The sequence below is a fragment of the Marinisporobacter balticus genome, from assembly GCF_004345705.1.
Taxonomy (GTDB): domain Bacteria; phylum Bacillota; class Clostridia; order Peptostreptococcales; family Thermotaleaceae; genus Marinisporobacter; species Marinisporobacter balticus.
The window spans coordinates 103028-127896 of record NZ_SLWV01000007.1; the positions used below are offsets into that span (position 1 = coordinate 103028).

General features: G+C 33.8%; 20 protein-coding genes. 1 reads left to right on the forward strand and 19 read right to left on the reverse strand.

The features are described 5' to 3' along the window. The 19 genes from EV214_RS07305 to EV214_RS07395 form a co-directional block, all read right to left on the reverse strand. Positions 1-612: a TetR/AcrR family transcriptional regulator gene (locus EV214_RS07305; RefSeq protein WP_132244247.1), complete on the reverse strand. Its 612-nt coding sequence runs from the start codon at positions 610-612 to the stop codon at positions 1-3. 400 nt (positions 613-1012) lie between these two features. Beyond that, positions 1013-1972, reverse strand: coding sequence for a 6-phosphofructokinase (gene pfkA / locus EV214_RS07310; protein ID WP_132244249.1), 960 nt, complete (start codon positions 1970-1972; stop codon positions 1013-1015). Positions 1973-1993: 21 nt separating this feature from the next. After that, positions 1994-2851 (reverse strand): class II fructose-1,6-bisphosphate aldolase, encoded by an 858-nt coding sequence (locus EV214_RS07315; RefSeq protein ID WP_132244251.1) that lies wholly within the window; start codon positions 2849-2851, stop codon positions 1994-1996. A 65-nt stretch (positions 2852-2916) separates the two neighbouring features. Continuing rightward, on the reverse strand, positions 2917-4245 hold the full coding sequence (locus tag EV214_RS07320; protein WP_132244253.1) for a glucose-6-phosphate isomerase: 1329 nt from the start codon (positions 4243-4245) through the stop codon (positions 2917-2919). 10 nt (positions 4246-4255) lie between these two features. Next, positions 4256-5962: a phosphoenolpyruvate--protein phosphotransferase gene (gene ptsP, locus EV214_RS07325; protein ID WP_132244255.1), complete on the reverse strand. Its 1707-nt coding sequence runs from the start codon at positions 5960-5962 to the stop codon at positions 4256-4258. An 18-nt stretch (positions 5963-5980) separates the two neighbouring features. Next, on the reverse strand, positions 5981-6241 hold the full coding sequence (locus EV214_RS07330) for an HPr family phosphocarrier protein (RefSeq protein WP_132244257.1): 261 nt from the start codon (positions 6239-6241) through the stop codon (positions 5981-5983). 177 nt (positions 6242-6418) lie between these two features. After that, complete coding sequence (gene ptsG, locus EV214_RS07335; protein WP_132244259.1) at positions 6419-8434, reverse strand: glucose-specific PTS transporter subunit IIBC; 2016 nt, start codon at positions 8432-8434, stop codon at positions 6419-6421. Between the two features lie 252 nt (positions 8435-8686). Then, complete coding sequence (locus tag EV214_RS07340; protein WP_132244261.1) at positions 8687-9526, reverse strand: BglG family transcription antiterminator; 840 nt, start codon at positions 9524-9526, stop codon at positions 8687-8689. 199 nt (positions 9527-9725) lie between these two features. After that, positions 9726-10451, reverse strand: a complete 726-nt coding sequence (nagB, locus tag EV214_RS07345) for a glucosamine-6-phosphate deaminase (RefSeq protein WP_132244263.1) — start codon at positions 10449-10451, stop codon at positions 9726-9728. A gap of 193 nt (positions 10452-10644) precedes the next feature. Then, positions 10645-11961 carry a 6-phospho-beta-glucosidase gene (locus EV214_RS07350; RefSeq protein WP_132244265.1) on the reverse strand — a complete coding sequence of 439 codons (1317 nt, stop codon included), beginning with the start codon at positions 11959-11961 and terminating at the stop codon, positions 10645-10647. Between the two features lie 19 nt (positions 11962-11980). Continuing rightward, positions 11981-12286 carry a PTS lactose/cellobiose transporter subunit IIA gene (locus EV214_RS07355; RefSeq protein WP_132244267.1) on the reverse strand — a complete coding sequence of 102 codons (306 nt, stop codon included), beginning with the start codon at positions 12284-12286 and terminating at the stop codon, positions 11981-11983. Between the two features lie 27 nt (positions 12287-12313). After that, positions 12314-13060 (reverse strand): chitin disaccharide deacetylase, encoded by a 747-nt coding sequence (gene chbG / locus EV214_RS07360; protein ID WP_132244269.1) that lies wholly within the window; start codon positions 13058-13060, stop codon positions 12314-12316. A gap of 21 nt (positions 13061-13081) precedes the next feature. Then, entirely contained in the window at positions 13082-14410 is a 1329-nt protein-coding gene (gene celB, locus EV214_RS07365) for a PTS cellobiose transporter subunit IIC (RefSeq protein ID WP_132244271.1), read from the reverse strand. A 2-nt stretch (positions 14411-14412) separates the two neighbouring features. Continuing rightward, positions 14413-14724, reverse strand: a complete 312-nt coding sequence (locus EV214_RS07370) for a PTS sugar transporter subunit IIB (RefSeq protein ID WP_132244273.1) — start codon at positions 14722-14724, stop codon at positions 14413-14415. 217 nt (positions 14725-14941) lie between these two features. After that, on the reverse strand, positions 14942-17614 hold the full coding sequence (locus EV214_RS07375) for a sigma 54-interacting transcriptional regulator (protein WP_132244275.1): 2673 nt from the start codon (positions 17612-17614) through the stop codon (positions 14942-14944). Positions 17615-17753: 139 nt separating this feature from the next. After that, positions 17754-19529, reverse strand: coding sequence for a single-stranded-DNA-specific exonuclease RecJ (gene recJ / locus EV214_RS07380; RefSeq protein WP_132244277.1), 1776 nt, complete (start codon positions 19527-19529; stop codon positions 17754-17756). Between the two features lie 248 nt (positions 19530-19777). Beyond that, positions 19778-20428 carry a 3-oxoacid CoA-transferase subunit B gene (locus EV214_RS07385; RefSeq protein ID WP_132244279.1) on the reverse strand — a complete coding sequence of 217 codons (651 nt, stop codon included), beginning with the start codon at positions 20426-20428 and terminating at the stop codon, positions 19778-19780. A gap of 3 nt (positions 20429-20431) precedes the next feature. Then, positions 20432-21091: a CoA transferase subunit A gene (locus tag EV214_RS07390; RefSeq protein WP_456298946.1), complete on the reverse strand. Its 660-nt coding sequence runs from the start codon at positions 21089-21091 to the stop codon at positions 20432-20434. Between the two features lie 104 nt (positions 21092-21195). Next, positions 21196-22542, reverse strand: coding sequence for a short-chain fatty acid transporter (locus tag EV214_RS07395; RefSeq protein ID WP_132244283.1), 1347 nt, complete (start codon positions 22540-22542; stop codon positions 21196-21198). 622 nt (positions 22543-23164) lie between these two features. On the opposite strand from EV214_RS07395, the gene EV214_RS07400 reads away from it, so the two are divergent. Further along, complete coding sequence (locus tag EV214_RS07400) at positions 23165-24649, forward strand: Na+/H+ antiporter NhaC family protein (RefSeq protein ID WP_165916293.1); 1485 nt, start codon at positions 23165-23167, stop codon at positions 24647-24649. The last annotated feature ends 220 nt before the right edge of the window (positions 24650-24869 follow it).

Here is a 24869-nt window from a genome sequence, read left to right on the forward strand (position 1 = left end):
TTAATTTGTCTTTATTTTTTCCCAAAAAAAATCAATATGTTCTTGTATTAGATTATGCCGAAAGGTTATATTTTCATTACTTGAATTTCTAAGAAGATGCTCTAAGTTAAAAAAAATCAAAGGTCCTAAAAATTCATTCGCAAGGATTTGTGGATCTTTTTCTTTGATGATACCCGCTTTCATCATTTGTAAAAAAATTTCTTTCAACATCACTTTCCCATTTTCAAAAACATCTTCTTTGATCAGTTTTTTTGCTCTAGAATCTCGAAACATTTCCATCATAATGACTCTTAGGAATCTTGCCCGATTTTCATCATTTGCATAAATCATGATTCGGTCGGCAATTAAATATAATACGTCCTTCGGATTTTTTTGCATCATTTCAATGTCTACTTCTCTAAAAAACTCATTACGCACCGAATCAACTTCAATCAAAAATATAATTCTTAAGATATCATACTTTGAAGCAAAATGATTGTAGATGACACTTTCACGAAATCCTGCTTCTCTACATATTTGCCGTACAGATGTGGCGCTAAATCCATTTTTCGAAAACAACCTTAAAGCTGTTTCTAATATTTTCTTCTTTGTAATATTTCCATCTTCTATCATTTTTTTTCGATCTCACGCTCCCTTCCTGTTCACATTAAATATACCCGATTTATATATTAACTCTTTATTTTTCTGTATAACCTTTCCTATTTCTATCGTTTCTTAATTTAAATAGTTTTTGCATTGTTTCATCGCTTACATATAAGCAATGTGCGCACACTTAAACATATTAAAAATAATTTAACTCTCTTCCCAATATCAGAAGGTTATTTTTTTTATGCCTAAGAAAAATCAACTTACACGCTACTTATAAAACAAAATAACGAGCGTTATTATATATAATAACGCTCGTTATTTTGTTTGTCAATAGTTATAATTTTTTCTCTATAAATAAAACATTTTCCGACATAATTTGTTTAATATCCTTGCAACAAACCTATAGCTATGCTTACATTTATTTTTATATAGAAAGGATTTTGGTTAATGCATACATATCTTTATCAAATTTTTTCTCTACTGCCAGTGCTTCATGAATATCCATGTCCATTAATTGATTATGCTTCATACCGATCACGCTACTTGATTGACCCTTCATTAATAGTTCCACTGCATATGCACCCATTTTACTTGCAAGAATACGATCAAATGCTGAAGGATTTCCACCTCTTTGGATATGCCCAAGAACGGTTACCTTTGTTTCAATTCCTGTTACATCTTCTATTTCTTTCCCTAGTTCAAAAGCATTTCCTACCCCTTCTGATAGCATGATAATACTATGCAGCTTTCCTCTACTTCTTCCTTGAATTAGTTTTTTACACACTTCATCAATTTCAAAGCTTTCTTCTGGTACAATGATACTCTCAGCCCCTCCTGCAAGGCCTGCGTATAATGCAATATCTCCACAATGTCTTCCCATCACTTCTACAATACTTGCTCTTCCATGGGATGTTGATGTATCCCTTATTTTACTAATGGCATCCAGGACTGTATTTACTGTTGTATCAAAACCAATCGTATAGTCTGTATAAGCTAAATCATTATCAATCGTTCCTGGGATACCAATGGTTTTAATCCCTGCTTCACTTAGCATGCCTGCTCCTGCAAAAGAGCCATCTCCACCAATAACAACGAGTCCTTCTATTCCGAACACTTTTAACACATTTAAAGCTTTTTTTCTTCCTTCTTCTGTCCTGAATTCTTCAGATCTTGCGGTTTTTAGCATGGTTCCACCTCTGTGAATAATATCTGCAACAGAAGATAGATCCATCTCTTTTATATCTCCATTGATCAGTCCATTATATCCCCTTTGGATACCCATTATTTTTATATTATTATAAATTCCTGATCGAACGACTGCTCTTATTGCTGCATTCATTCCTGGAGCATCTCCGCCACTTGTTAAAACACCTATTGCTTTCAATGTCGTATCCCCCTAAAGAAATTATTTCCACGCTTTATCACTTGATCCAAACATGTTCATTTTCTCTGCAATAACTTCCTTCATCGCTTTTCTTGCTGGTCCTACAATTTTTCTTGGATCATAAGTATCTGGGTTGCTCGCAATAAATTCTTTCACTGCTTTATGGAATACCATTCGAATATCTGTATCTATATTGATTTTATTGATCCCAAGACTTACTGCTTTTTTTATGCTTTCCTCTGGCACACCAGAGGATCCATGCAGCACGATTGGCATGTTTAATCTTTCTTTTATTATTTTAATTCTATCAAAATCAAGTTTTGGCTCTCCCTTATATGGTCCATGCGCTGTTCCTACAGCGATGGCTAAAGAATCTATCCCCGTCTCCGCTACAAATTTTTCTGCTTCATCTGGATCTGTATAGGTTGCATCTTTTTCATCTACAGATATATCATCTTCTGTCCCACCAATTTTCCCAAGCTCTGCTTCAACAGATACCCCAACCGCATGGGCCATTTCTACAATTTGTTTTGTTTTACGAATATTTTCTTCTAACTCATAGTGAGATCCATCAATCATGACAGAAGTAAATCCATTCCTTATACATAGCATGATTTGTTTAAAATCTGTCCCATGATCTAAATGAATCGCCACAGGAACCGAAGCCTTTTCCGCTGCAACTTTTGCCATTTGTGCTATGTATTCTACTCCTGCATATTGAAGACCTCCTTGACTTGCTTGGATAATAACAGGAGATTTTGTTTCCTCTGCGGCTTCAATAATTGCTTGCACCTGCTCCATATTATTTACATTAAATGCCCCTACCGCATATTCATTTTCATGCGCATGATGCAGTATCGCTTTACCTGTTACTAGCATATTTTGATCCTCCTCGTATTTCTTCTTTTGATTTTTTACATTTACTTAAAATCATTATTTTTTCACTATATTCTTTTCATTAATGTTTCTCTTAATCCCTCATATCCGGGCTTTCCAAGCAACGCAAACATGTTCTTCTTATAGCTTTCTACCCCTGGCTGATCAAAAGGGTTGACCCCTAATAAATAGCCACTGATCCCACATGCCTTTTGGAAGAAATAAATAAGCTGTCCAAAGTAGTATTCATCCATCTTCGGGATACTTATGATAAGATTCGGTACCCCTCCATCTATATGGGCAAGGCGTATTCCCTCAAACGCTTTTTTATTTACAAAGTCCATTGTTTTTCCGGTTAGATAATTCAATCCATCCAAATCTTCTGCTTCTTCTTTTATTTCCATATCCAGCTTTGAACAATCTATATTTAAAACAGTTTCAAATAAATCACGTCGTCCATCTTGTAAATATTGTCCCATAGAATGAAGGTCTGAAGAAAAATCTACTGCTGCTGGGAAAATACCTTTCCCATCCTTTCCTTCACTTTCTCCATAGAGCTGTTTCCACCATTCGGCTATATAATGAAGGGCGGGTTCATAGTTTGCTAAAACCTCTATTATTTTTCCTTTTCTATAAAGTATATTTCTTACAGCAGCATATTGATAACAAAGATTTTTATCCAGATCTTCTTCCATATACAATTCTTTTGCTTCTTTTGCTCCATCCATTATTTTATCTATATCAAGTCCTGCCACTGCGATAGGAAGTAGTCCTACTGGTGTAAATATAGAAAACCTTCCACCCACATCATCAGGAATCGCAAATGTTTCATATCCTTCCTTTTCTGCTAATGTCTTTAAAGCGCCTTTCTCTTGATCTGTTGTCGCATAAATTCTTTCTTTTGCCTTTTCTTTCCCGTATTTTTCTTCCATATAAGATTTGAATACTCTAAAGGCAATAGCAGGTTCCGTTGTGGTGCCAGATTTAGATATAACATTTATACTAATATCTTTTCCCTCAATGACTTCCATTAAGTGTTTTAAATAAGTACCACTAATATTGTTTCCAGCAAAATAAATTTGAGGTCCATCTGAACATAGATTATAAAAAGAATGAGTAAGCGCCTCAATAGCTGCTCTAGAGCCTAAGTATGAACCCCCTATGCCTATTACAATAAAAACTTCTGAATCTTTTTTTATTTCTTGTGCCACTCTTTTGATCTTTTCAAATTCTTTATGATCATAAGTAACAGGATAGTCTACCCAACCTAAGAAGTCATTTCCTGCGCCCGTTTTTTCATGAAGCACTTCATGGGCTTTTCTTGTAGGTTCTTTTAAATATTGTATTTCATACTTTTTTATCCCTGCATTGGAATAATCAAAATAAATATTTTCCATAAATACGCCCCTATTTTTCTAAATTTTTCATATAATCTTCTATTTGTTCTGCCGTATCCATACTTAATACAGCTTCTGCAGTTTTTTTCATATCTTCATATTTACATGCTCGAATTAAATTTCTTGCGGGTAATATTGCAGAAGGACTCATACTAAATTCATCTAATCCCATTCCAAGTAATATTGGAATCATGCTTGGATCTCCTGCCATTTCCCCGCACATACCAACCCAAATGTTTTCCTTGTGCCCATTATCAATAACCATTTTAATGAGTCTCAAAACCCCTGGATGAAACGGATTATAAAGATGATGGATTTTTTCATTCATTCTGTCTACTGCACATGTATATTGTATCAAATCATTCGTTCCAATACTAAAGAAATTTACATGTTTTGCTAAAATATCACTGATGATTGCAGCAGACGGCACCTCAATCATCATTCCTACTTCAATTTTATCTGCATACGCAATTCCTTCTTTATCTAAATCAGCCTTTACTTCATTTAATACTTGTTTCACCTCTAAAAGTTCTTCTAAACTTGAGATCATAGGAAACATTATTTTAAGGTTTCCATGTACACTGGCTCTTAAAAGTGCTCTCAATTGTGTTTCAAAAATCTTTTTTTCGTTTAGACAAAGTCTAATCGCTCTATATCCTAAGAAAGGATTCATTTCTTCATCAATTTTCAAATAAGGAAGCTTCTTATCTCCACCTATATCTAAGGTTCTTATGACTACTGGCTTTGGATTTAAGCTTTCTAGTACTTCTTTATAAGCATCAAATTGCTCTTCTTCAGTAGGAAAAGTCTCTTTGTTCATATAGATAAACTCTGTTCTATATAAACCTACCCCTTCTGCATCATTTTTCTTAAGTCCTAAAAGATCTTTTGGCGTTCCGATATTTCCTACAAGTTCAACTTCTCTGCCATCTATTGTTTTGCTTACTTTTCCCTTTACATGTCCTAAAGCTTTCCTTTCTTTTTCATAAGCTATTTTTAGAGATTGATACTTTTCAATCTCTTCATGACTCGGATTGATTACAACCTCTCCCGTTTTTCCGTTGAATGCAATAAAATCGGATGAATTTATCCTTTCAGTAATATCTTTTAATCCCACAATTGCTGGGATTTCAAGGCTTCTAGCCATAATGGCTGTATGGGATGTATTTCCGCCAATATTTGTTAAAAATCCAAGTACTTTTTCCTTATCCATGGTAGCCGTATCAGAAGGCGTTAAATCATTTGTAATAAGTATAACGTCTTCCTCAAGAATTGATAAATCAACAATCTTTTCTCCTCGTATATTTCTAAGGACACGATCTGATACATCCTTAATATCTGCCGCTCTTTCTCGCATATATGCATTTTCCATCGCTTCAAAAATCTCAATAAATTGATCCGTAATTTGTTTAAATGCGTAATCTGCATTTAATTTTTCTGCTTCAATTTTATTAATCGTGCCATCCATTAGTTCTGGATCCTCTAAGATCATTAGATGTGCTTCAAAAATAGCCGCTTTATCCATTCCTAACTCTTTTGAAGCTTTGTCTCTAACCTTTCCTAGCTGATCTTTTGAAATCTTAACTGCCTCTAAAAATTTATTTTTCTCTTTTTCTGTCTCTTCAATCCTTTTTTTTTCTATCCCCAATGGGTCATTTTTTATGATTAATACTTTTCCTAATGCGATGCCTTCAGAAGCCCCTTTGCCAAATAACATATTTTAGAAACCTCCCTTCTATTCACTAAATTTTGAATGGATTAAACCAACTAAAGCTTCAACGGCTTCTACTTCATCTTCTCCATTTGCAATGATTTTTATTTCATCATCTTTTTTTAGTCCAAGGCTTAATAGATTCATGATAGATTTTGCATTTACATTTTTTCCATTAAATTCAATATTTATAGCAGATGTGAATCCAGTCGCCATCTTTACAAAAATACTTGCTGGTCTTGCATGTAATCCTGACGTATTCATTATTTTTGTTGTTTTTTCCATTTTTGTATGCCTCCTCGTATTTAGTTCATTTAGTGATACTTGCTCTATTTTTATAAAACTTTTATTTAACCGTACTTTCTCGTATAATAAAAAGTACGTGACCCTAAATTAAATGTTCAGTGAATAAATCTATATATTTACAACAATGATCTGTTTTTTCCTGTCGTCTTGAAATTTTTATTGGATATGAATGATATCCTTTTGTCCACATACTACCTTTGTTCCTACCTTAAAAGAAACTTTTTCATTTTCAGATAAATTTATAAAGATAATAGGTGTAATCATAGAAGGTACTTGATCTTTTATTTGTTTTAAGTTTACGCGAAGTATTGGTTGTCCCATCTTCACTGTTTCACCTTGTACTACTAATGATTCAAAACCTTTTCCTTTAAGATTTACTGTATCAATGCCAACGTGAATTAATATTTCACGGCCATTTTCTGCGACAATTCCTATTGCATGTTTTGTTGGGAATACAGTTTCAATGATACCATCTACTGGAGATACCACTTCTCCATCTGTAGGCTCGATTGCAAATCCATCACCCATCATTTTTTGTGAGAATACTTGATCTGGTACATCTTCTAACGCTAAAATTTTTCCATTTAATGGTGAAACCAATGCGTCTTTCTTTGTCATTCTATCTTTTATTATTTCTATATTTTCCTCTTTTTTCGTTGGTTTGCTTGACGCTTTACCAGCCATTGTATCTTTTATTTGTGATTTTAGTTGGTCTGATTTTGGACCGAATATCGCCTGAATATTGTTTCCAACTTCTAAAACCCCTGCTGCCCCTAAGCTTTTAAGACGTGCTTTATCTACTTTCTTGCTATCATTTACACTTACACGAAGACGTGTAATACATGCATCTAAGTTTTTGATATTTTCAGATCCACCCATCGCTTCTAGTACATTTACAGCTAAATCTCCTGCTTCAACAGTTGCTTCATCATCAGCTTCACGTCCTGGTGTTTTAATATCCCATTTTCTAATTACAAATCTAAAACCAAAATAGTAAATCACAAAGAATATGAGCCCTACTGGAATGACTAAATACCAAGCAGTTCTATTTGGTAATATACCGAATAATAGGTAATCAATTACACCCCCTGAGAAAGTCATACCTATTTTAACATTTAATATATGCATCGTCATAAATGATAAACCTGCAAACAATGCATGTACGCCAAATAATAAAGGCGCTACGAATAAAAATGTAAATTCAATGGGCTCTGTAATCCCTGTTAAGAAAGATGTAAGGGCGGCTGATGCCATAATTCCTGCGACAATCTTTTTCTTCTCAGGTCTTGCTTCATGAACCATTGCTAGTGCTGCTCCTGGCAGACCAAACATCATGAATGGGAATTTCCCTGTCATAAATGTGCCTGCTGTAAAAGGTACCCCATCTATTAATTGTTTAAAGAATATTGCTTGATCTCCACGTACTAATTCCCCAGCTTTTGTCGTATATTCTCCAAATTCAAACCAAAACGGTGAATAGAAAATATGATGCAATCCAAATGGAATTAACCAACGCTCAATTACACCGAATATAAATGCAGATAATGTTTTATTTGTATCCACCATTAAATGAGATAATGTATTTAATCCACCTTGGATTGGCGGCCAAATAACAATCATTGCAAGTCCTAATAATATGGCTGATACTGCTGTAATAATAGGTACGAACCGTTTTCCTGCAAAGAATCCTAAATAGGGTGGTAATTCAATATTGTAATATTTTTTATAAAGACTCGCTGCCATAGTCCCTACAACCACACCACCAAATACACCTGTTTGTAATGTTGGAATTCCTAAAATTTCTGTGAAAGCTCTCGTATTTTCTGCTAACTCAGGTTTAATAACTGGAATAATTACACCCATTGTAACGTTCATAATTAAATATCCAATGGTTGCAGCAATCCCTGCTACACCTTCTCCACCTGCAAGTCCTACTGCTACACCGATTGCAAATAACAATGGAAGGTTTCCAAATACAACGCCACCTGTTTGCTGCATAAGGCTCGCGATTAATTGACATGTATCACTTCCTAGCGATGGTATTTTTTCTAATAAAAATGGATTTTGTAATGTAGCACCTAATGCCAATATGATTCCTGCAGCAGGTAATAATGCAACAGGTAACATTAATGCTTTCCCTACTTGTTGTAAAACACCAAATGCTTTTTTCACAGACTCTGCTCCCTTTCTTCTTTAGTATTTTCTGTTTACTATGATTTTACGCAAAAAAGACATGAACAAAAGAATAATCGAGTAGATTGTTAAATCTATCTCGTCAAAATCTTTTACTCATGCCTGATCAAGTCAGTTACACGTAAAATCATATTTACTTTATTGTACGGATCACTCAATATATTTTTATGATAGCATAAAACGTTTTCACAAGCAACATTTTTTATTTTTTCTATATTTTTTGAGACACCATCATTCATTTTTTTGACTATTCATTCTATGTAAATGTAGTGCCATATATCCCACTTCACTTTCTGGAATGCTTACTTTTAGTGACTGTTCCATGATCTTTGATATATCATAAGCAGCTTTAAATTCAATTATAAGGTCTTCTTTTAATTTGGGCAATAATATATTTTCAATAGATTGATGATGCATCACACGATTTATCACACCTCTTAAATGCATAATAAATCGGTTGCAATCAAAAGAATTTTTATCTAATTTTATATGAAACTTCATTTCTACATATGTTAAAATTTTATTAAGCATTTTTGAATTTTCTAAAGCTTTTGTTTTGTTTTCATTACCTCTTCCACCATAGATATGCAACGCTAGAAACCCAACTTCTGCTTCTGGAATATAGATTTTCAAATTTTCCTTCAATATTTTTATCGCCTTTTGGGCTAAGTCAAATTCTACTGGATATAAAAGTTTTGTTTCCAATAAAAAAGGATTAATGATTTCGATGCCTTCTTTCAACCTATTTATCGCAAAATTAATGTGATCAATAAATCCAACATGTACATTGGGATTTAATACTTCTCCCAAATCATTTTTAATCATTTCCATAATTTCTTTAACCAATTCAATAATTTTAGGATCTACGTCTATAAAAAATTTTTCATATTCATTTTCTTTCAATCCATTTAAGGATATAAACTTTTCTTCAATGCCTTGAGGATTTTCTAAGGAATAACCCTTTTTTTTACCAAATCCGATTCCTTTTCCAACAAATATATAGTTTTGATTTTCCTTTTCTACAAGTACTACATTATTACTTAATATTTTTTGTATAACATACTTTCCCACAATGAGCCTCCATTACAAAGTCATCTTACTTGCATGAAAATTCTATTTTATTCTAGCCTATTGTATGCCATTTTTAACACCGTGTCAACGGATATCCGTCGACTAAATTCTTTGAAGGCCTCCCTTTTATTCAGCAAGATTATTATCTTCTCTCTTTTTTTTATCAATATTTAAAATTATACAATCTATTTTTTAAATATTAAATCATTAATGCTGCCTTTTCTTCTATAATAATGGTTACATCTGGATGTAATTGAAGTACTGAAGCAGGAACTTCAGGTGTAATTTTCCCCTTAATTGTACAATAAATAGCTTCAGCTTTTTCCATACCATTCGCTAGCAATAAAATCTTTCTCGCATGCATAATCGTTTTAATTCCCATGCTAATTGCTTGCTTCGGTACAACTTCATATGATTCAAAAAATCTAGAGTTTGCCTCAATTGTATCATGATCCAGCTCAACAATATGGGTTCTTGCCTCAAATTTAATATCTGGCTCATTGAATCCAACATGACCATTACGCCCTATACCTAAAACTTGTAAGTCTATACCCCCGCAAGCTTCTATTTTTTTTTCGTATCGATCACATTCTTCAATGATATCTTTACGCATCCCATTAGGTATGTTTATATTTCTTTCTTTTATATTCACATGTTTAAATAGATTTTCATTCATATAATAATGATAGCTTTGAGGATTTGCACTGTTTAATTCATAATATTCATCTAGATTAAATGTTTTTATATCATTAAAATCCAAATCACCATTTTTATATAGCTGCACTAATGCCCTATACATCCCAACTGGGGTTGATCCTGTTGCTAATCCTATCACACTATTCGGTTTTAATATTATTTGACTTGCTAAAATATTTGATGCCTTTTTACTAAGTTCTTCATAATCTTTGACTCTTATTAGTTTCATTTTTTTCACCCAATCTATATACATATTTAAATTGTAATACCATGAATAACATATCCTAAGTTCAGTTTTGTATTGAAAAATTACATATATCTTTGCACTCTACCCTTCTTTATACGATCTCCATATGGTCTTTGATTGATTAAAACAGGCTAGATGCATACAACATCAGCCCGTTTTAGTAAAGTTCAATTTTTTAGTCATTGGAAAACTGTGGAAGATATACCTGGTTCGCTTCTAGCATTTCATCTAGAATCTGCTTTGCAACAATATCTGATGGAACCAATGGATTTATAGTCATTGCAAGCAATGCCTTATGATAATCTCCTGTAACTGCCGCTTCAACTGTTGTACGTTCAAAAGATTTTATCTGCTGCACTAACCCTCTTACTGAAACTGGAAGATCTCCTACAGCAAGTGGTCTTGGTCCTTCCTTCGTTATAACGCAACTAACTTCTACAGCAGAGTCATTATCTATGCTTGCTATAGCTCCATTATTTCTTGTGTTTACTGGCTGTATATCACATTTGTCATTGTATATAGAACTAACAAGGTTACATGCAGCATCGCTGTAGTAAGCTCCACCTCTATTTTCAAGCTGTGGTGGCTTTATAACAAGGTTTTCATCCTTATAGATTTCAAATAATTTATGCTCAATCCCCTTTACAACCTCTGCCCGAACGCCTTCTTTTTGTGAATTTTCCAAAGCTTCTTCAAACATTTTTCTAGTCTGATAATAATATCTATGATAAGGACATGGAACAACACCAAGTGCTCTTATAAAATCCTTTTCCCAGGCTATACTTGTTATATTTTTTACATCGATGATTGGGTCATCATTTGCCATCATGTCAATTATTTTATCTGTAATCCTATCTCCATCAAGATATACATTAAGTCCAAACACCATATGATTAAGACCTGCAAAATCAACACGAACTCTGCTGCTATCCGTATCTAGCATTTTAGCAATTCCATTTTGTATGCCAATAGGAACATTACATAAGCCAACAACCCTCTTGATATTTCCATAACGTAATACTGCTTCTGTTACTATTCCTGCTGGATTTGTGAAATTTACTAACCATGCATTAGGGCAAAGTTCAGCCATATCTTTTGTTATGTCAAGTATAACTGGTATTGTACGCAATGCTTTAAACATGCCTCCTGGTCCGTTTGTTTCCTGACCAATAATATCGTACTTTAGAGGTATTCTTTCATCCTTCGCCCTTGCATCAAGCATTCCTACTCTTATTTGTGTAATAACAAAATCAGCATCTTTAAGGGCTTCTCTCCTATCAAGTGTACAGTAAACATCTATAGGTACTCCTGCCTTTTTAACCATTCGTTTTGCTAGGTTTCCTACTATATTAAGCTTTTCTTCTCCCTCTTTAATGTCTACAAGCCATAGTTCCCTAACAGGAAGCTCTTCGTATCTTTTTATAGCGCCTTCAACAAGTTCTGGTGTATAACTAGAACCCCCTCCAATTGTAACAATCTTTAATCCCTTCATTCATTTCCCCCCTTGTCATTTATAGTATTTTACTGTACATATCTACCATTTCACTGGCTAAATCCTTTACAGTCAGTCCATTCATTAAATGATCTTGGGCATGCACCATAAGCAAGGTTACTTCAGTCTTTTGTCCACATGCTTCGTTTTGAATCAAGTTTGTTTGAATATTATGGGCTAAACTTATTTCATTTGAACTATCCTCAAGCGCTTTTTTAGCCTTATCTACTTCACCCTTCTTTGCATAGGATATAGCCTCCATAGCATAACTTCTTGCATTTCCGCTATGAATAATTATATTAAGTACTATTTCGTTATAATCCATTTATTAAGCATCCTTTCATAAAAACAGCTATATATCTCTGTAGTTTATTTGATTTATGCCACGCTTTTCAAGTTCTCTCTTAATCATAGGATTAGTAAGTATAGCAAACTCCTTAATTCTCTGTACATTATAGGCGCTCCCTGATAATAAAATATTATCCACATATGCGGGATGACACATTACTTCAACAGTTTTATATTTTTTATCAACATTAATAATCTCTAAAAATTTCTCCTCTGATAAGTCATTTCCATAAAATTTTCCTGTGAAAAAGTCTGTTGTTTTTATACTTGTATTCCCTTTACATAAAGAATTCTCTGATGTCAATCTTACAGGTAATTTATATTTTTTTGCTAAACCTAAAACTACAGTTAACACCTTTTCATGTCTATGCACATGATGATGACTATCTATATGGGTAGGTTTAAAACCAGATGCTAAAAATTTTTCCATTTGACTTGCAAATTCCTTTTCAACATCTTCAATTTTTCCATTAAGTAATAAATCCTCTCTTCTTTGAAATTTTCCATATTCATCCACAAGCGACGATACATCGTTACAGATCGGCCTTCCTGCCGAAAGAACCAGATGAATGCCAACACCTAATCCAGGATTTTCCTTCATTAATTCAAATGCATGCTCTACACCAGGCATGTTCGTCATTAAGGTAGCCGAGGATACCACACCATTTTTATAGCATTCCACTATTCCAAAATTAACTGCTTTTGAATACCCAAAATCATCCGCATTGATTATAAGTTTGATTGTGATCATCTCCTTTAAGCTGTGTATAAATTATGATACCATTTCTTCCATGATATCTTCCTCTTCACACTTTTTCTTATCCCACATACGGAAGAATGGATAGTACAGTGCTAATGATATTATAAAGTTAATAATTTGCATAATTGATCCAGAAATCTTCCCTCCTGCTGCAAGATATCCACTTATTATAATAGGCGTTGTCCACGGCACTGCTATACCACATGGCTTTTCAACAAAACCTATATGCATTGCAAAATATGTAGTTAAGGCTGTTATTACAGGGATAAAAATAAATGGTAGCATTAATATAGGATTCATGACTATAGGTGAACCAAATATAATAGGTTCATTAATATTGAATATTGCTGACCCAAATGAAAGCTTGCCCAAACTCTTTAACTGCTTACTTTTTGCTCTAAATGTCAGCAATATAGTAAACGCTAGCGTTGCTCCTGCTCCTCCAAGGAAAACCCATAATAGAAAGAACTGATCGGTTGCAATGTTTGGCAGTATAGCATTTGAATCAGCCATAAATATCATTCTATTTTGGTCCCTAAGGATTAACCAAATTGGGGACATTACTGCTGAAACAACTGCCCAGCCATGGATACCCATTGACCAAAATAAGCCAACAATAAATACTGATATTATTATGCCACCAAGGCTTCCACCTAGCAGGCTTAATGGTACAGTAATTAATTTTGTTATTATATTGTGTATGTTTTCAAATGAAGTATGCTCAATTCCAATTCTTAATACCAGCATTAAAGATAATATAAATCCTGCAGGAATTAAGGCTGCAAATGACATAGAAACTGCTGGTGGAACTCCCTGTGGCATTTTTATTACAATATCCTTTTGAATAAACCTTCTGTATATTTCAGTTGATATGATTGCTATAATTATAGCAACGAAAAGTCCTTGGCTTCCCATATATTTTATTGGTATTCCATTCACCATGAATGTTTCAGTCATTTCCGTTGGTGTAAATGGTATTACTAGTGGCGTTACTAATAAAAATGAAGATAAGGAAATTGCGGCTGCGGATAATGGATCTACACTATATTTTTCTGCAAGACGATAAGCAATACCAAAGCTTGCAAATATGGACATGACATCAAATGTTACGTTAACAGGATATAATATCTTACTCCTCCACATATCTCCAAAAATTCCTGTCATGAATTCCCTATAGCCTGGAATAGGAAAAGCACTAATAAGTAAAAATAATGAACCAATTATCAATAATGGCATTGCTAAAGCAAGTCCATCTCTTACTGATTGAAGATGCTTTTGATTCGCAATCCTTCCAGCAACAGGCATTACCTTTTCTTCAAGAAAATAGTTGACTTTATTCATTATTAACACCTCGACTTCTTTAAACGCAATGCAAATTCAATAACTTTTTTGCCATTCATCATTCCATAATCAGTGGGACTAATCATTTCAACTGGAATTCCATAAGCCTCCCCTAGCTTTTTGAGTTCTGCAAGCTTAAATCTTATTTGTGGTCCTACTAGAAGTACATCTGCACTCTTGATGTCTTGTTGAACCGAACTCATAGCTACAGCCCATATTTTTGCGTCCATTCCCATCTCCTTTGCCTCTTTTTTCATCTTTTGTACCAAAAGACTTGTTGACATTCCTGCAGAACAGCATAATAAAATGTTCATAAAAACGCCCTCCTTTTTTATATACTTGCTTATCTTTGATGCAATCATCGTGCCAAAACACTATTTATTTCCCTACACACTACAAACTCTTTGATATACCTATACTCATTCGTTTTAAGTATTTAATTTTTTATATAGTGTTTCATTTTTCAAACAATTATTTCAGTATTTAAAACAAACTTAAAATAAGCAAAACACTAAACTTTTAGTGTTTTGCTTACTGTTTTTCACAATCGAAAAAATTCATTATATAACAAACTTCATCTGCATATATTTTCATTTTGTATTTTTTTTCAATAGTTTTTAGCGATCCCCTAATTAAAAAAAATAACTCCTTTTTATCAGATATATATTTATCCTTTTCCTTATATTCTACCCGAAGCTCATTTGAAAGGAGTCTATCCACCATACAGCTTATATGTAAGATAATTCCTATGAGATTTCCTGAATCCAAATTAATTCTAAGCTTTTTCTCTATCGTTGCTATACACTTTTTTATATCAAAAATAAGTTCTTGACTATCCACATTTTTAATATGATACTTAAGATTGTCACCTAGTTTCAGATATGTTACTTCAATATCTACTAAATACTGTATATCATCTATTGCTCTTAAATTTAAAACATCACTTAAATTAAATTGTGGTATCTTACTTCTAATATTAAAAGGACTTACGATACATACAACCTTTTTCATTTCACTTATTTTTCTAATTCTTTTTTCTATATCTACTTTCCCAACTATATTTAAAGGTATAATCTCCACAAGTTCCTTGTCTATACGCACGTGATGATCTAACAGACTTTTAATTGCCACTGCACTTCCCTCTCCAGTTAAACAAGCCGTAACAATAGCTAGCATCTGTTTTTTCCTTGCAAACCGTGACTTTTCTGTATTTGTATCAAAATGAGTTATTTTCATAATATCATCGTATATTTCATCAAGGGTATATCCAAGCATAGCCTTTCTCGCTGCTTCAATGACAAAAGGTGTGCAGACAAAATCAACTGTCTTTACTGGAATGCCTATTTCTTTTTCAATCACCTCTCCAAAGGTAAGAAGAGAACCCATATCTACCAAAAATATATATCCCTTTTTCCTGTCCGACTGCTTTATATGTTCCCTTACTTTACTCAATATGCTCTGGGGTGCTAAATCCAGTGAAGCATTTATAGCCACAGCATATTCCACACCCAACAGCTTATTTGCAACATCAACCATAGATGTAGCTACACTGTCCCCATGGGCAATTACAATAACCCCTACTGTATCATTTTTCATATTGCTTTCTTCCTCATCTAAAACAAAAAACATAGTCAAGAATCCTGCTTCATCTATGGGTAATACTAACTCAGTTTTGCGTTCAATAATATTCGTGCACGCCAATGCTACATTAAACGCTTCCTTATATTTTATCCTTACTTTGTTTAAATGTGGATTTATTATCCTCCTGCCCATTTTTATTCTCTTAACTGTGTTGCTCACATGCAGAGCCATTCCGAGATAAACCTTCTGACTAAAGATTCTATTAAGCTTTGTTTCACTATATTTTAAAACTTCATCCACAAGTTTTACAATATCTGGATCAATTATGTTATTATATTTATTGCCGCTCTCGTCCACACCATTAAGGTATCGGGTAAAATAACTTCTTATATCCTTTTCCATTGTCTTTTCTATTTCTTCATCACTCACTCCATTTTCAATCAAGTCATTTACCTTGTTCTCTATCATTTCATATATATTATCAGCTCCATCTTCTACTTCCACATCTTCCTTTTTAGTATTTGGACAAAATATAATATAGTTATTGTTAATACCTATTAAGCTGGCCCATTTTTCCCTATGCTCCCTGGCATTTAACAACGCCTCTCTAACATGCTCTGGTAAATCACAATTTTTTACTGCCATATTATCCCTTCTATGGCATATGAAATCAGCGTAGACCTTTGCACACGCCAGCTTTATATCTGATTCTAACTGTCCAATATTGTTGGTACAGTTATAGCTTAAAAAAGACCTTACTGCATTTGATGACACACTAATTTTTTTTTTCAGAAGAATAGATTGCCTTTTAAAAAAGTTTTTTATCAACTCAAACCTTTCCTCTGCACTTCTTTCACTAAGGGCTGGTATTCTTATAATCATAGGTATTCTTCTCGTAAATGTTCTAAGCAGGCTCGATTCTGGATTTTCGGTTGTTGCTGAAATTATAAGCACATTGGCTTTTCTCTCCATTTCAGTTTCCCCAAGTCTTCTAAAAATCCCCTTATCCATAAAGGTAAAAAACATTTCCTGTCCCTCTACGGGTAAGCGATGTACCTCATCTAAAAAAAGTATCCCTCCATTTGCCTTTTCAATGAGCCCTATTCTGTCAAAATCTGCCCCAGTATAGGCACCTTTTTTAACACCAAAGAGCTGACTTGTCAGCAATTGAGGATTATTGGAATAATCGGCGCAGTTAAATGTAATAAATGGCGCATCCTCCTCTATTTTCTTCATTTCTATTGCATACATGTGCATCATCCCTGCAAACATGGTCTTTCCAACACCCGTTTTACCAAGTATCAGGGAATGCATTCCCTTTGGAGGATATAGTAAAGCAGCCTTTGCTTGCTCAACTGCAGTAGAAAGGCTCCTATTGTCCTTAACAAACTTGTCTAAGTATGTTTTCTTTTCCCCAGTAAGTATTTGTTCATTTTCAAAGGGCAAATACAAAACAGGTCTTGTATCAGTTTTTCTAACCAATTCAGCCTTCCAAAGTTTATTTAAATCACTACTCACATTTGCCCTATTTAAGTTTAAAGATTCTGCTAATTCAATAGTAGATACCGCACCCTTCTGTGCCATTTTTTTTAACTTTTCATAAACTATGTCTACTCTTTTCATCAATCCTACTCCCCAGCATGTAATAAACACTAAAACATTATTAATTTTACATTCTATATCATCATCCATATTCCTCTTTGGTATGTTAAAATAAATAATAAATAATTTTATAAAAAAGAGCCTATCCATACGACTGTAATCACCTATAATTTTGTATCACAACCTGCAAAGTACTAGTCCCCCTATATTCATTTATGGAAGGTAAATAGGTTATATCAATCTCTATATTATTCGTTTGTCCTCCAAAAGCACGATCCAATTCCGATTGTCCAAACTTCTCTGCAAGATACCCCTGAAACGCATCCACATCTCCAAAGTGAATCCCTGTTAAAACCCTTCCATTTTTACTTACTAAAGCTATTTTCATCACTTTATAATCTTTTCCTAGAATATCAATTTTCTTAATACTTATACCTTTCTCTGCAAATAATGGCTTACGGTTTCCTTTTCCAAAAGGTTCTAATAGCTTTAGTTGTTCTGGTAAATCATTTGATAGTTTATCAAGTGGAACATGGGCGTCTATATAGACCTTTGGCATAAGGTCATCTTCTGTTAAGGTTGTTCTCTCATTTAATTGATTTCTTAGCTTATCTATATTTGAAAATTCTAAAGAAAGTCCTGCTGCCATAGGGTGTCCACCAAACTTACATAATAGATTTTTACATTTTGATAGTTCTTCAAACATATTATATTCTTCTATAGATCTTGCGGATCCCTTAGCGATTCCATCTTCTTTTGAATGGGTTAAAACAATGGAAGGTTTATTGTATTTATCTTTTACTCTACCTGCTATAATCCCTGCTATACTCTCATGAATACTTGACTCATAAACCACCAATACTTTGTCATCTATCAATTCACTTGATTCTATTTTTTCAACAACACTTTCAAGTCCTGATATGGTCATGGCTTTTCTTTCTTCGTTTAAAGTATGTAGCTTATTTGCATTTTCCTCTGCTTTTACAGGATCTTTTGTTAAAAACAGTTCTACTGCAATATCAGCACTTTCTAATCTTCCAGAAGCATTGATACATGGGCCTAATACAAATCCTAACGCGTAGGTATTCACTACTTTTTCTTCAATTCCTGTCTCCTTAATAAGCGCTTTTAATCCTAAGTTTTCCGTTTTATGAATTCTTTTTAAGCCTTCTCTTACAATCACTCTATTTTCATCGATTAAATCAACCACATCACAAACTGTCGCCATGGCAACAAACTCTAGCAGTTCATAAGATGCTTCTATTTTAATATTCATCTCTTCATATAACACCTGAATAAACTTAAAAGCAACGCCAGCACCACAAAGTTCTTTAAACGGATATGCACAGTCTAATCTTTTTGGATTGATGACTGCATCCCCTTGTGGTAAAAAATATTCTTTTTCCCCCTTTTTATTTTGCACATATGGAATATCGTGATGGTCTGTTACAATCACTTTCAGTCCTAATTCTTTTGCAAATTTTATAGGTTCTATTGCAGATATGCCATTATCACAGGTAATCATCAATTCAATACCATCTTCTTTTGCTTCTTCCATAATTCGATCATTAATCCCATATCCATCATGAATTCTATGCGGAATAACATAATCTACATCTGCCCCACACCTTTTAAGTCCATTATAAAGGGTTAAAATAGAGGATGTTCCATCTTGATCGTAATCTCCACAAATCCGTATTTTTAATCCATTATGAATACTTTCCTTCATAATGTTTACCCCTAATTCCATATCTTTCATAAGTCTTGGATTATGGAGTTTATCTAGGTTAGGATTAATGAAGCTATCCATTAATTTAGGATCTCTTATATTTCTGTTTAATATGATTTTACAAATAAGTTCACTTACTTTAAAATTATTGGCTAGTTTTTTATAATCCGCTTTAATATTTTTCAAAAGCCACTTTTCATTTGACATCAAAACAATTCACTTCCTCTTTATGATATAAAAAATCGGCATACAGCTATGTGATATGCTCATTTCTTCAACAAAATTTCCAAATATTTTTTTGAAATTTTCATTGGTCAAATCTCTAAAAAATATTTGCTGCAATTATGCTTATAAAATTTCCTTTATCTCTATTCTAACATTTTCACATCCACTTCGTATAATTTTTTATAATAAAAAGGAGCCTATCAAATAGACTCCTTTTTTTATGATCCAATCTAAATTTCCATTTCTTTTAAGTCCTCTGCCACAACAAATACTGCCTCTGTAGCATTCTTTACATCTTCTACTGTGTATTCTGGGTTTAATTCAGTAAGGACAATGCCTTTATCTGTTACTTGCATTACACCCATTTCTGTAATAATCATATTGACTTGACCTGCTGCAGTAAGGGGTAGATTACAAACCTTTAAGATCTTCGGCTTACCTTTTTGTGTATGGGTCATAGAGATAATTACTTTTTTTGCGCCCACTACTAAGTCCATAGCGCCTCCCATACCTGGTACCATCTTTCCTGGAACCATCCAGTTTGCAAGGTTTCCTTTTTCATCTACTTGAAGGGCTCCAAGTACGGTTGCATCCACATGTCCGCCTCTTATAATACCAAAAGAAACAGAACTATCAAAGAAAGCTGCACCAGGTACCACTGTTACAGGCTGACCTCCTGCATTGACTAAATCTTTATCTTCTTGTCCTTCCTCCGGTGCTTGGCCTAATCCCACAAATCCATTTTCTGATTGGAAAGTTACGTCCATACCTTCAGGAATATAGTTTGCTACCATTGTAGGAAGTCCAATCCCTAGGTTTACAACATCTCCATCTTTTAATTCCTTTGCAACACGTTTTGCAATAATCTCTTTTACGTTCATTTCTTACACCTCCACTATATAGTCTACAAAAAGTCCTGGTGTCATTACATCATTTGAGTCAATTTCTCCAACTTCAACAATTTTTTCTGCCCCTGCAATTACTAGCTCCGCAGCAGTAGCCATGAGTGGATTAAAGTTTTTCGTTGCTTTATTGTAATAAAGATTTCCTTTTTTATCCCCAATAGATGCACCCACTAAAGCAATATCTGCCTTAAGTGGCTTTTCTAGAATATACACTTTTCCATCTACTGTAATTTTTTCTTTTCCTTCTTCTACAATCGTTCCAACACCTGTTGGTGTTAAAATTCCACCAAGCCCATTTCCACCTGCACGAATTCTTTCAGCAAGGGTTCCTTGTGGTACTAATTCTGTTTCTAATTCTCCTGAATTCATTTGGCTTCCTACTTCAGGGTTTAGTCCTACATGAGAAGCAATTAGTTTTTTCACTTGCTTATTGCAAACAAGTTTGCCAATCCCTTTATTCGGCCATCCCCCATCATTTCCTATGATGGTTAAATCTTTTACACCTTTTTTTACCAATGCATCCATGAATTTTTCTGGTGTACCCGCAGCCATAAACCCACCGATCATGATGGTCATGCCATCTTTTATATGATGCATCGCTTCTTCAATTGTTACTACCTTATTTCTCAAAACAAACACCTCCATATTTTCAAAACTTTATGTGTATAAACGCCTATTGTCTAAGGAGTAAGACAAAAGAACTGATTTTTTCTTATCCCTAAAGAACTTTCATAGATCCCTTTTTATAAAAACATTAAACCTAATGAAATGATCACACCTGTATATAATAAGTCTATAATACAAAATCCCATAATATCTCTTGCACCAAGCCCAGCAATCCCTAATGCTGGTAATGCCCAGAATGGTTGAATCATGTTTGTCCAAGCATCTCCCCACGCAATCGCCATACCTGTTTTTGCTGCAGGAACACCTAAAGCAGCACCTGCTGGCATCATGATTGGTGCTTGAACAGCCCATTGTCCACCACCTGACGGTACAAAGAAGTTAACAATCCCTGCACTTAAGAATGTGAATAGTGGAAAAGTTGTTGCGGTTGAAATATCTACAAACCAATTAGATATTACACCTGCGAAAGAAACCCCTTCTGCATTTAAACCAATCATCATTCCCATAATACCTGCATAGAATGGAAATTGTAGAATGATTCCTGCTGTTCCTTTTGCTGCACCATTAATCGCATCAAGGAATCTTCTAGGTGTACCATGTAAAATAATCCCTGCAAATAAGAACATAAAGTTAACAATATCTAGATTTAACTTAAATCCATTTTCTTTAAAATAGTAGAAAACAACTGTTAATCCCATTAAACCAATAATGATTGAAAGAATTGGACTATTTTCCATTCTATCTGCTGGTGTTCGGTTTACAACTTTTGTAGCTGCTTCTTCATCTTCTAATAATCTTGGATCTACTGCTATTACTTCATCTGCTTTTGGATGCATCGCTTTATTTAAAAATGGCATTGTGATTAATATGATTGTACATACAATTAAGTTAAAAGATGAGAAAATCGTTGCACTTGTAGATATCGCTTCTGTTACAGCACCATCTGTTGCTTTTGTTAATCCCTCTCCTGCTGTAGCTAATTTTAGTGGAATAGATCCTGAAATCCCTGCGTGCCATACTACGAATCCTGAATAAGCTGAAGCAATTAAAAGTCTGTAGTCTACCCCTTTTACTTCTTTTGCTAAAGCTCTTGCATAAAGCGCACCAATTACTAATCCAAACCCCCAGTTAATCCAACATGCAATCGTTGAAATAAAAGTAACTGCTACGATTGCTTGTGTGGGTGTTTTGGCAATTTTTGCTAAATTGTTAAGGCCTTTTTTAATAATCGGTGCATTGGCCAATGTATGCCCTGTAACAAGTACTAGCGCCATTTGCATAGAGAATGCTAGTAATGACCAAAATCCGCTATTCCAATGCTTTGTCATTGGCACAAACCCTTGTCCAGTTGTAACCATTCCTAATCCAAGAACCGCTATTGTTAAAATAACTGCAAACAAAAACGGATCTGGTAAATACTTTTGAACAAGATTTACGCATAACTTTGTTATCCGTTTAAACATTTCAAACCGCCTCCTTATAAAATATATTTTATATAATGTATACACAATACATTATATTCCACATTATATATATTATCACAGTAACGATAACTTTCAATCTGCGCTATAAGCCTTCAATGTGAAAAAAGTAACGTTTTTCCTGTTTTTGTCCATTTTTCTTCTTGTCTCTCCTGTTTTTTATTTAAATTCCTTTTGTATTTCATGTATCAAATCATATCAAAATATAGAAGAATTCTTTGATTTTCATTGCATAATTTGAATAATTCTTAAGTTTTATTTTTTAAAAATTATTTAGAATCTTAATAATTATTAGTATTATTAAGATTTAGTAACATAGGCAAACATTTTCCTTTTCTTTATATTCTTTTTTTCTCCTAAAAATCAGATATTATAATAAATATTTCCTTTTTTTAGTCTTATAGTTTGAATTTTCAAAAAAATACATTTTTTTTGTAACATTTCAAAATATGTTATACTTATATTCGTTAAAAGTTTATCATAGCATTCTATTCACGTTACATACCGCTAGTTTTGAAAGGAGGACTTTTACGCATTCATTTAAGGAACAATCTGTAGTTGTATTCTATTAAAAGCAAAATAACAACTTATGAGGAGGATTTTTATGGGACTTTTAAAAATTTCACCTGTTTTTTTGATGGCAGGACTTATGATCGCAAATGCACTAAAAATAGCAGAAATAGATGTATTGCTTGCAGCCCCACTGGCTACCGTATATGCAGCAATCATTGCAATGATTACTGAAAAACTAGACTTCAAAGAAATTATTGATAGTGCTGTAGAGAATGTTAAGGAAATGCAGTTAGTATTCTTTATTCTTATGTTAGCTTATGCTATGGCTGCAACTTTTATGGCTACTGGCGTAGGTGCCTCTATTATTAATATGGCTTTGAGTTTAGGGATGACCGCGAAAACAGTCGCTGTTACAGGCTTTATCGTTACTGCTGTTCTTTCTGTTGCTACAGGTACTTCATGGGGAACCTTTGCAGCATGTGCGCCTATATTTTTATGGTTAAATCATCTCGTTGATGGACATCTATTACTTACTGTTGCTGCAATCGCAGGAGGATCTTGTTTTGGAGATAATATTGGACTTATTTCAGATACTACAGTCGTTAGTTCAGGCATTCAAAAAGTTGAAGTTATTCATAGAATTAGACATCAAGGTGTTTGGTCTGTATTATGTCTAGTCGTAACTGCTGTCATATTCTTTGTCGTAAGTGTTACAATGGGATTACCGAGCACAGTTGGAAATCCCGCTGATGCAATCAGTCAAATTTCTCCTGATGTAATGACTTATTTAGCAGATACAAAACCTGCTGCTGTTACTTTATTGAATCAAGTAAAAGAAGGCGTACCTGCCTATATGATTATCCCACTATTAGTGGTTCTAGCTGTAGCTATTAAAGGGCTACCTACGCTTGCTTGTCTTGGTTTAGGTATCATTTCATCTTTAGTATTCGGTCTATTTGCAGGGACAGTAGAATCTCTTCCAAGTTTCTTAGATCTTGTAACGAGTGGTTTTGCCGATGCTGGAAGCTGGGTTATTGTTATGATGATGTGGGTTGGTGCTTTTGGAGGGATCATGGGGAAAATAAAAGCATTTGCACCCTTATCTAATTTCATTATAAATATCGTTGGAAATGTAAGACAACTTATGTTTGCAAACGGTGTTCTTTCTATTCTTGGAAATGCAGCTTTAGCTGATGAAATGGCCCAAATCGTTACAATCGGACCTATCATTAAATCTTTAACTGATGAAAATGTAGCGGGTAGTGAAGAAGATCTATATAAACTACGTCTAAGAAATGCAACTTTCTCAGATGCACTCGGCGTATTCGGTTCACAGCTTATACCATGGCATGTATATTTAGGATTCTATGCAGGTGTTGCCTCTGCAGTATATCCATTATATAAATTTATGCCTACAGATATTATAAAGTTTAATTTTATGGCTATGATTGCAGTAGGATCTATCTTGATTCTAACATTATTTGGACTTGATCGATTTATACCTCTATTTGGACTACCATCTGAACCACAAGTAAAATTAAAAAAACATAGTACAAAGATAGGCGAAACAAACTAAAATAAAAAAGCACCCTAATTATGGTACCTATAGACAGGACACTTGAAAAAAGTATCCTAATCTATAGGTACTTTTTTATCTGTAGAAAAACAGAGGAATTTGTAGTTTGTTTATATGTAACACGCACAATTTCAAATAACGCAAATAAATGATAAGAAATAAAGCTTTATTGATGGATATAGGATTTTACTTATTCATTCATTAGGAATAGTATATAGGT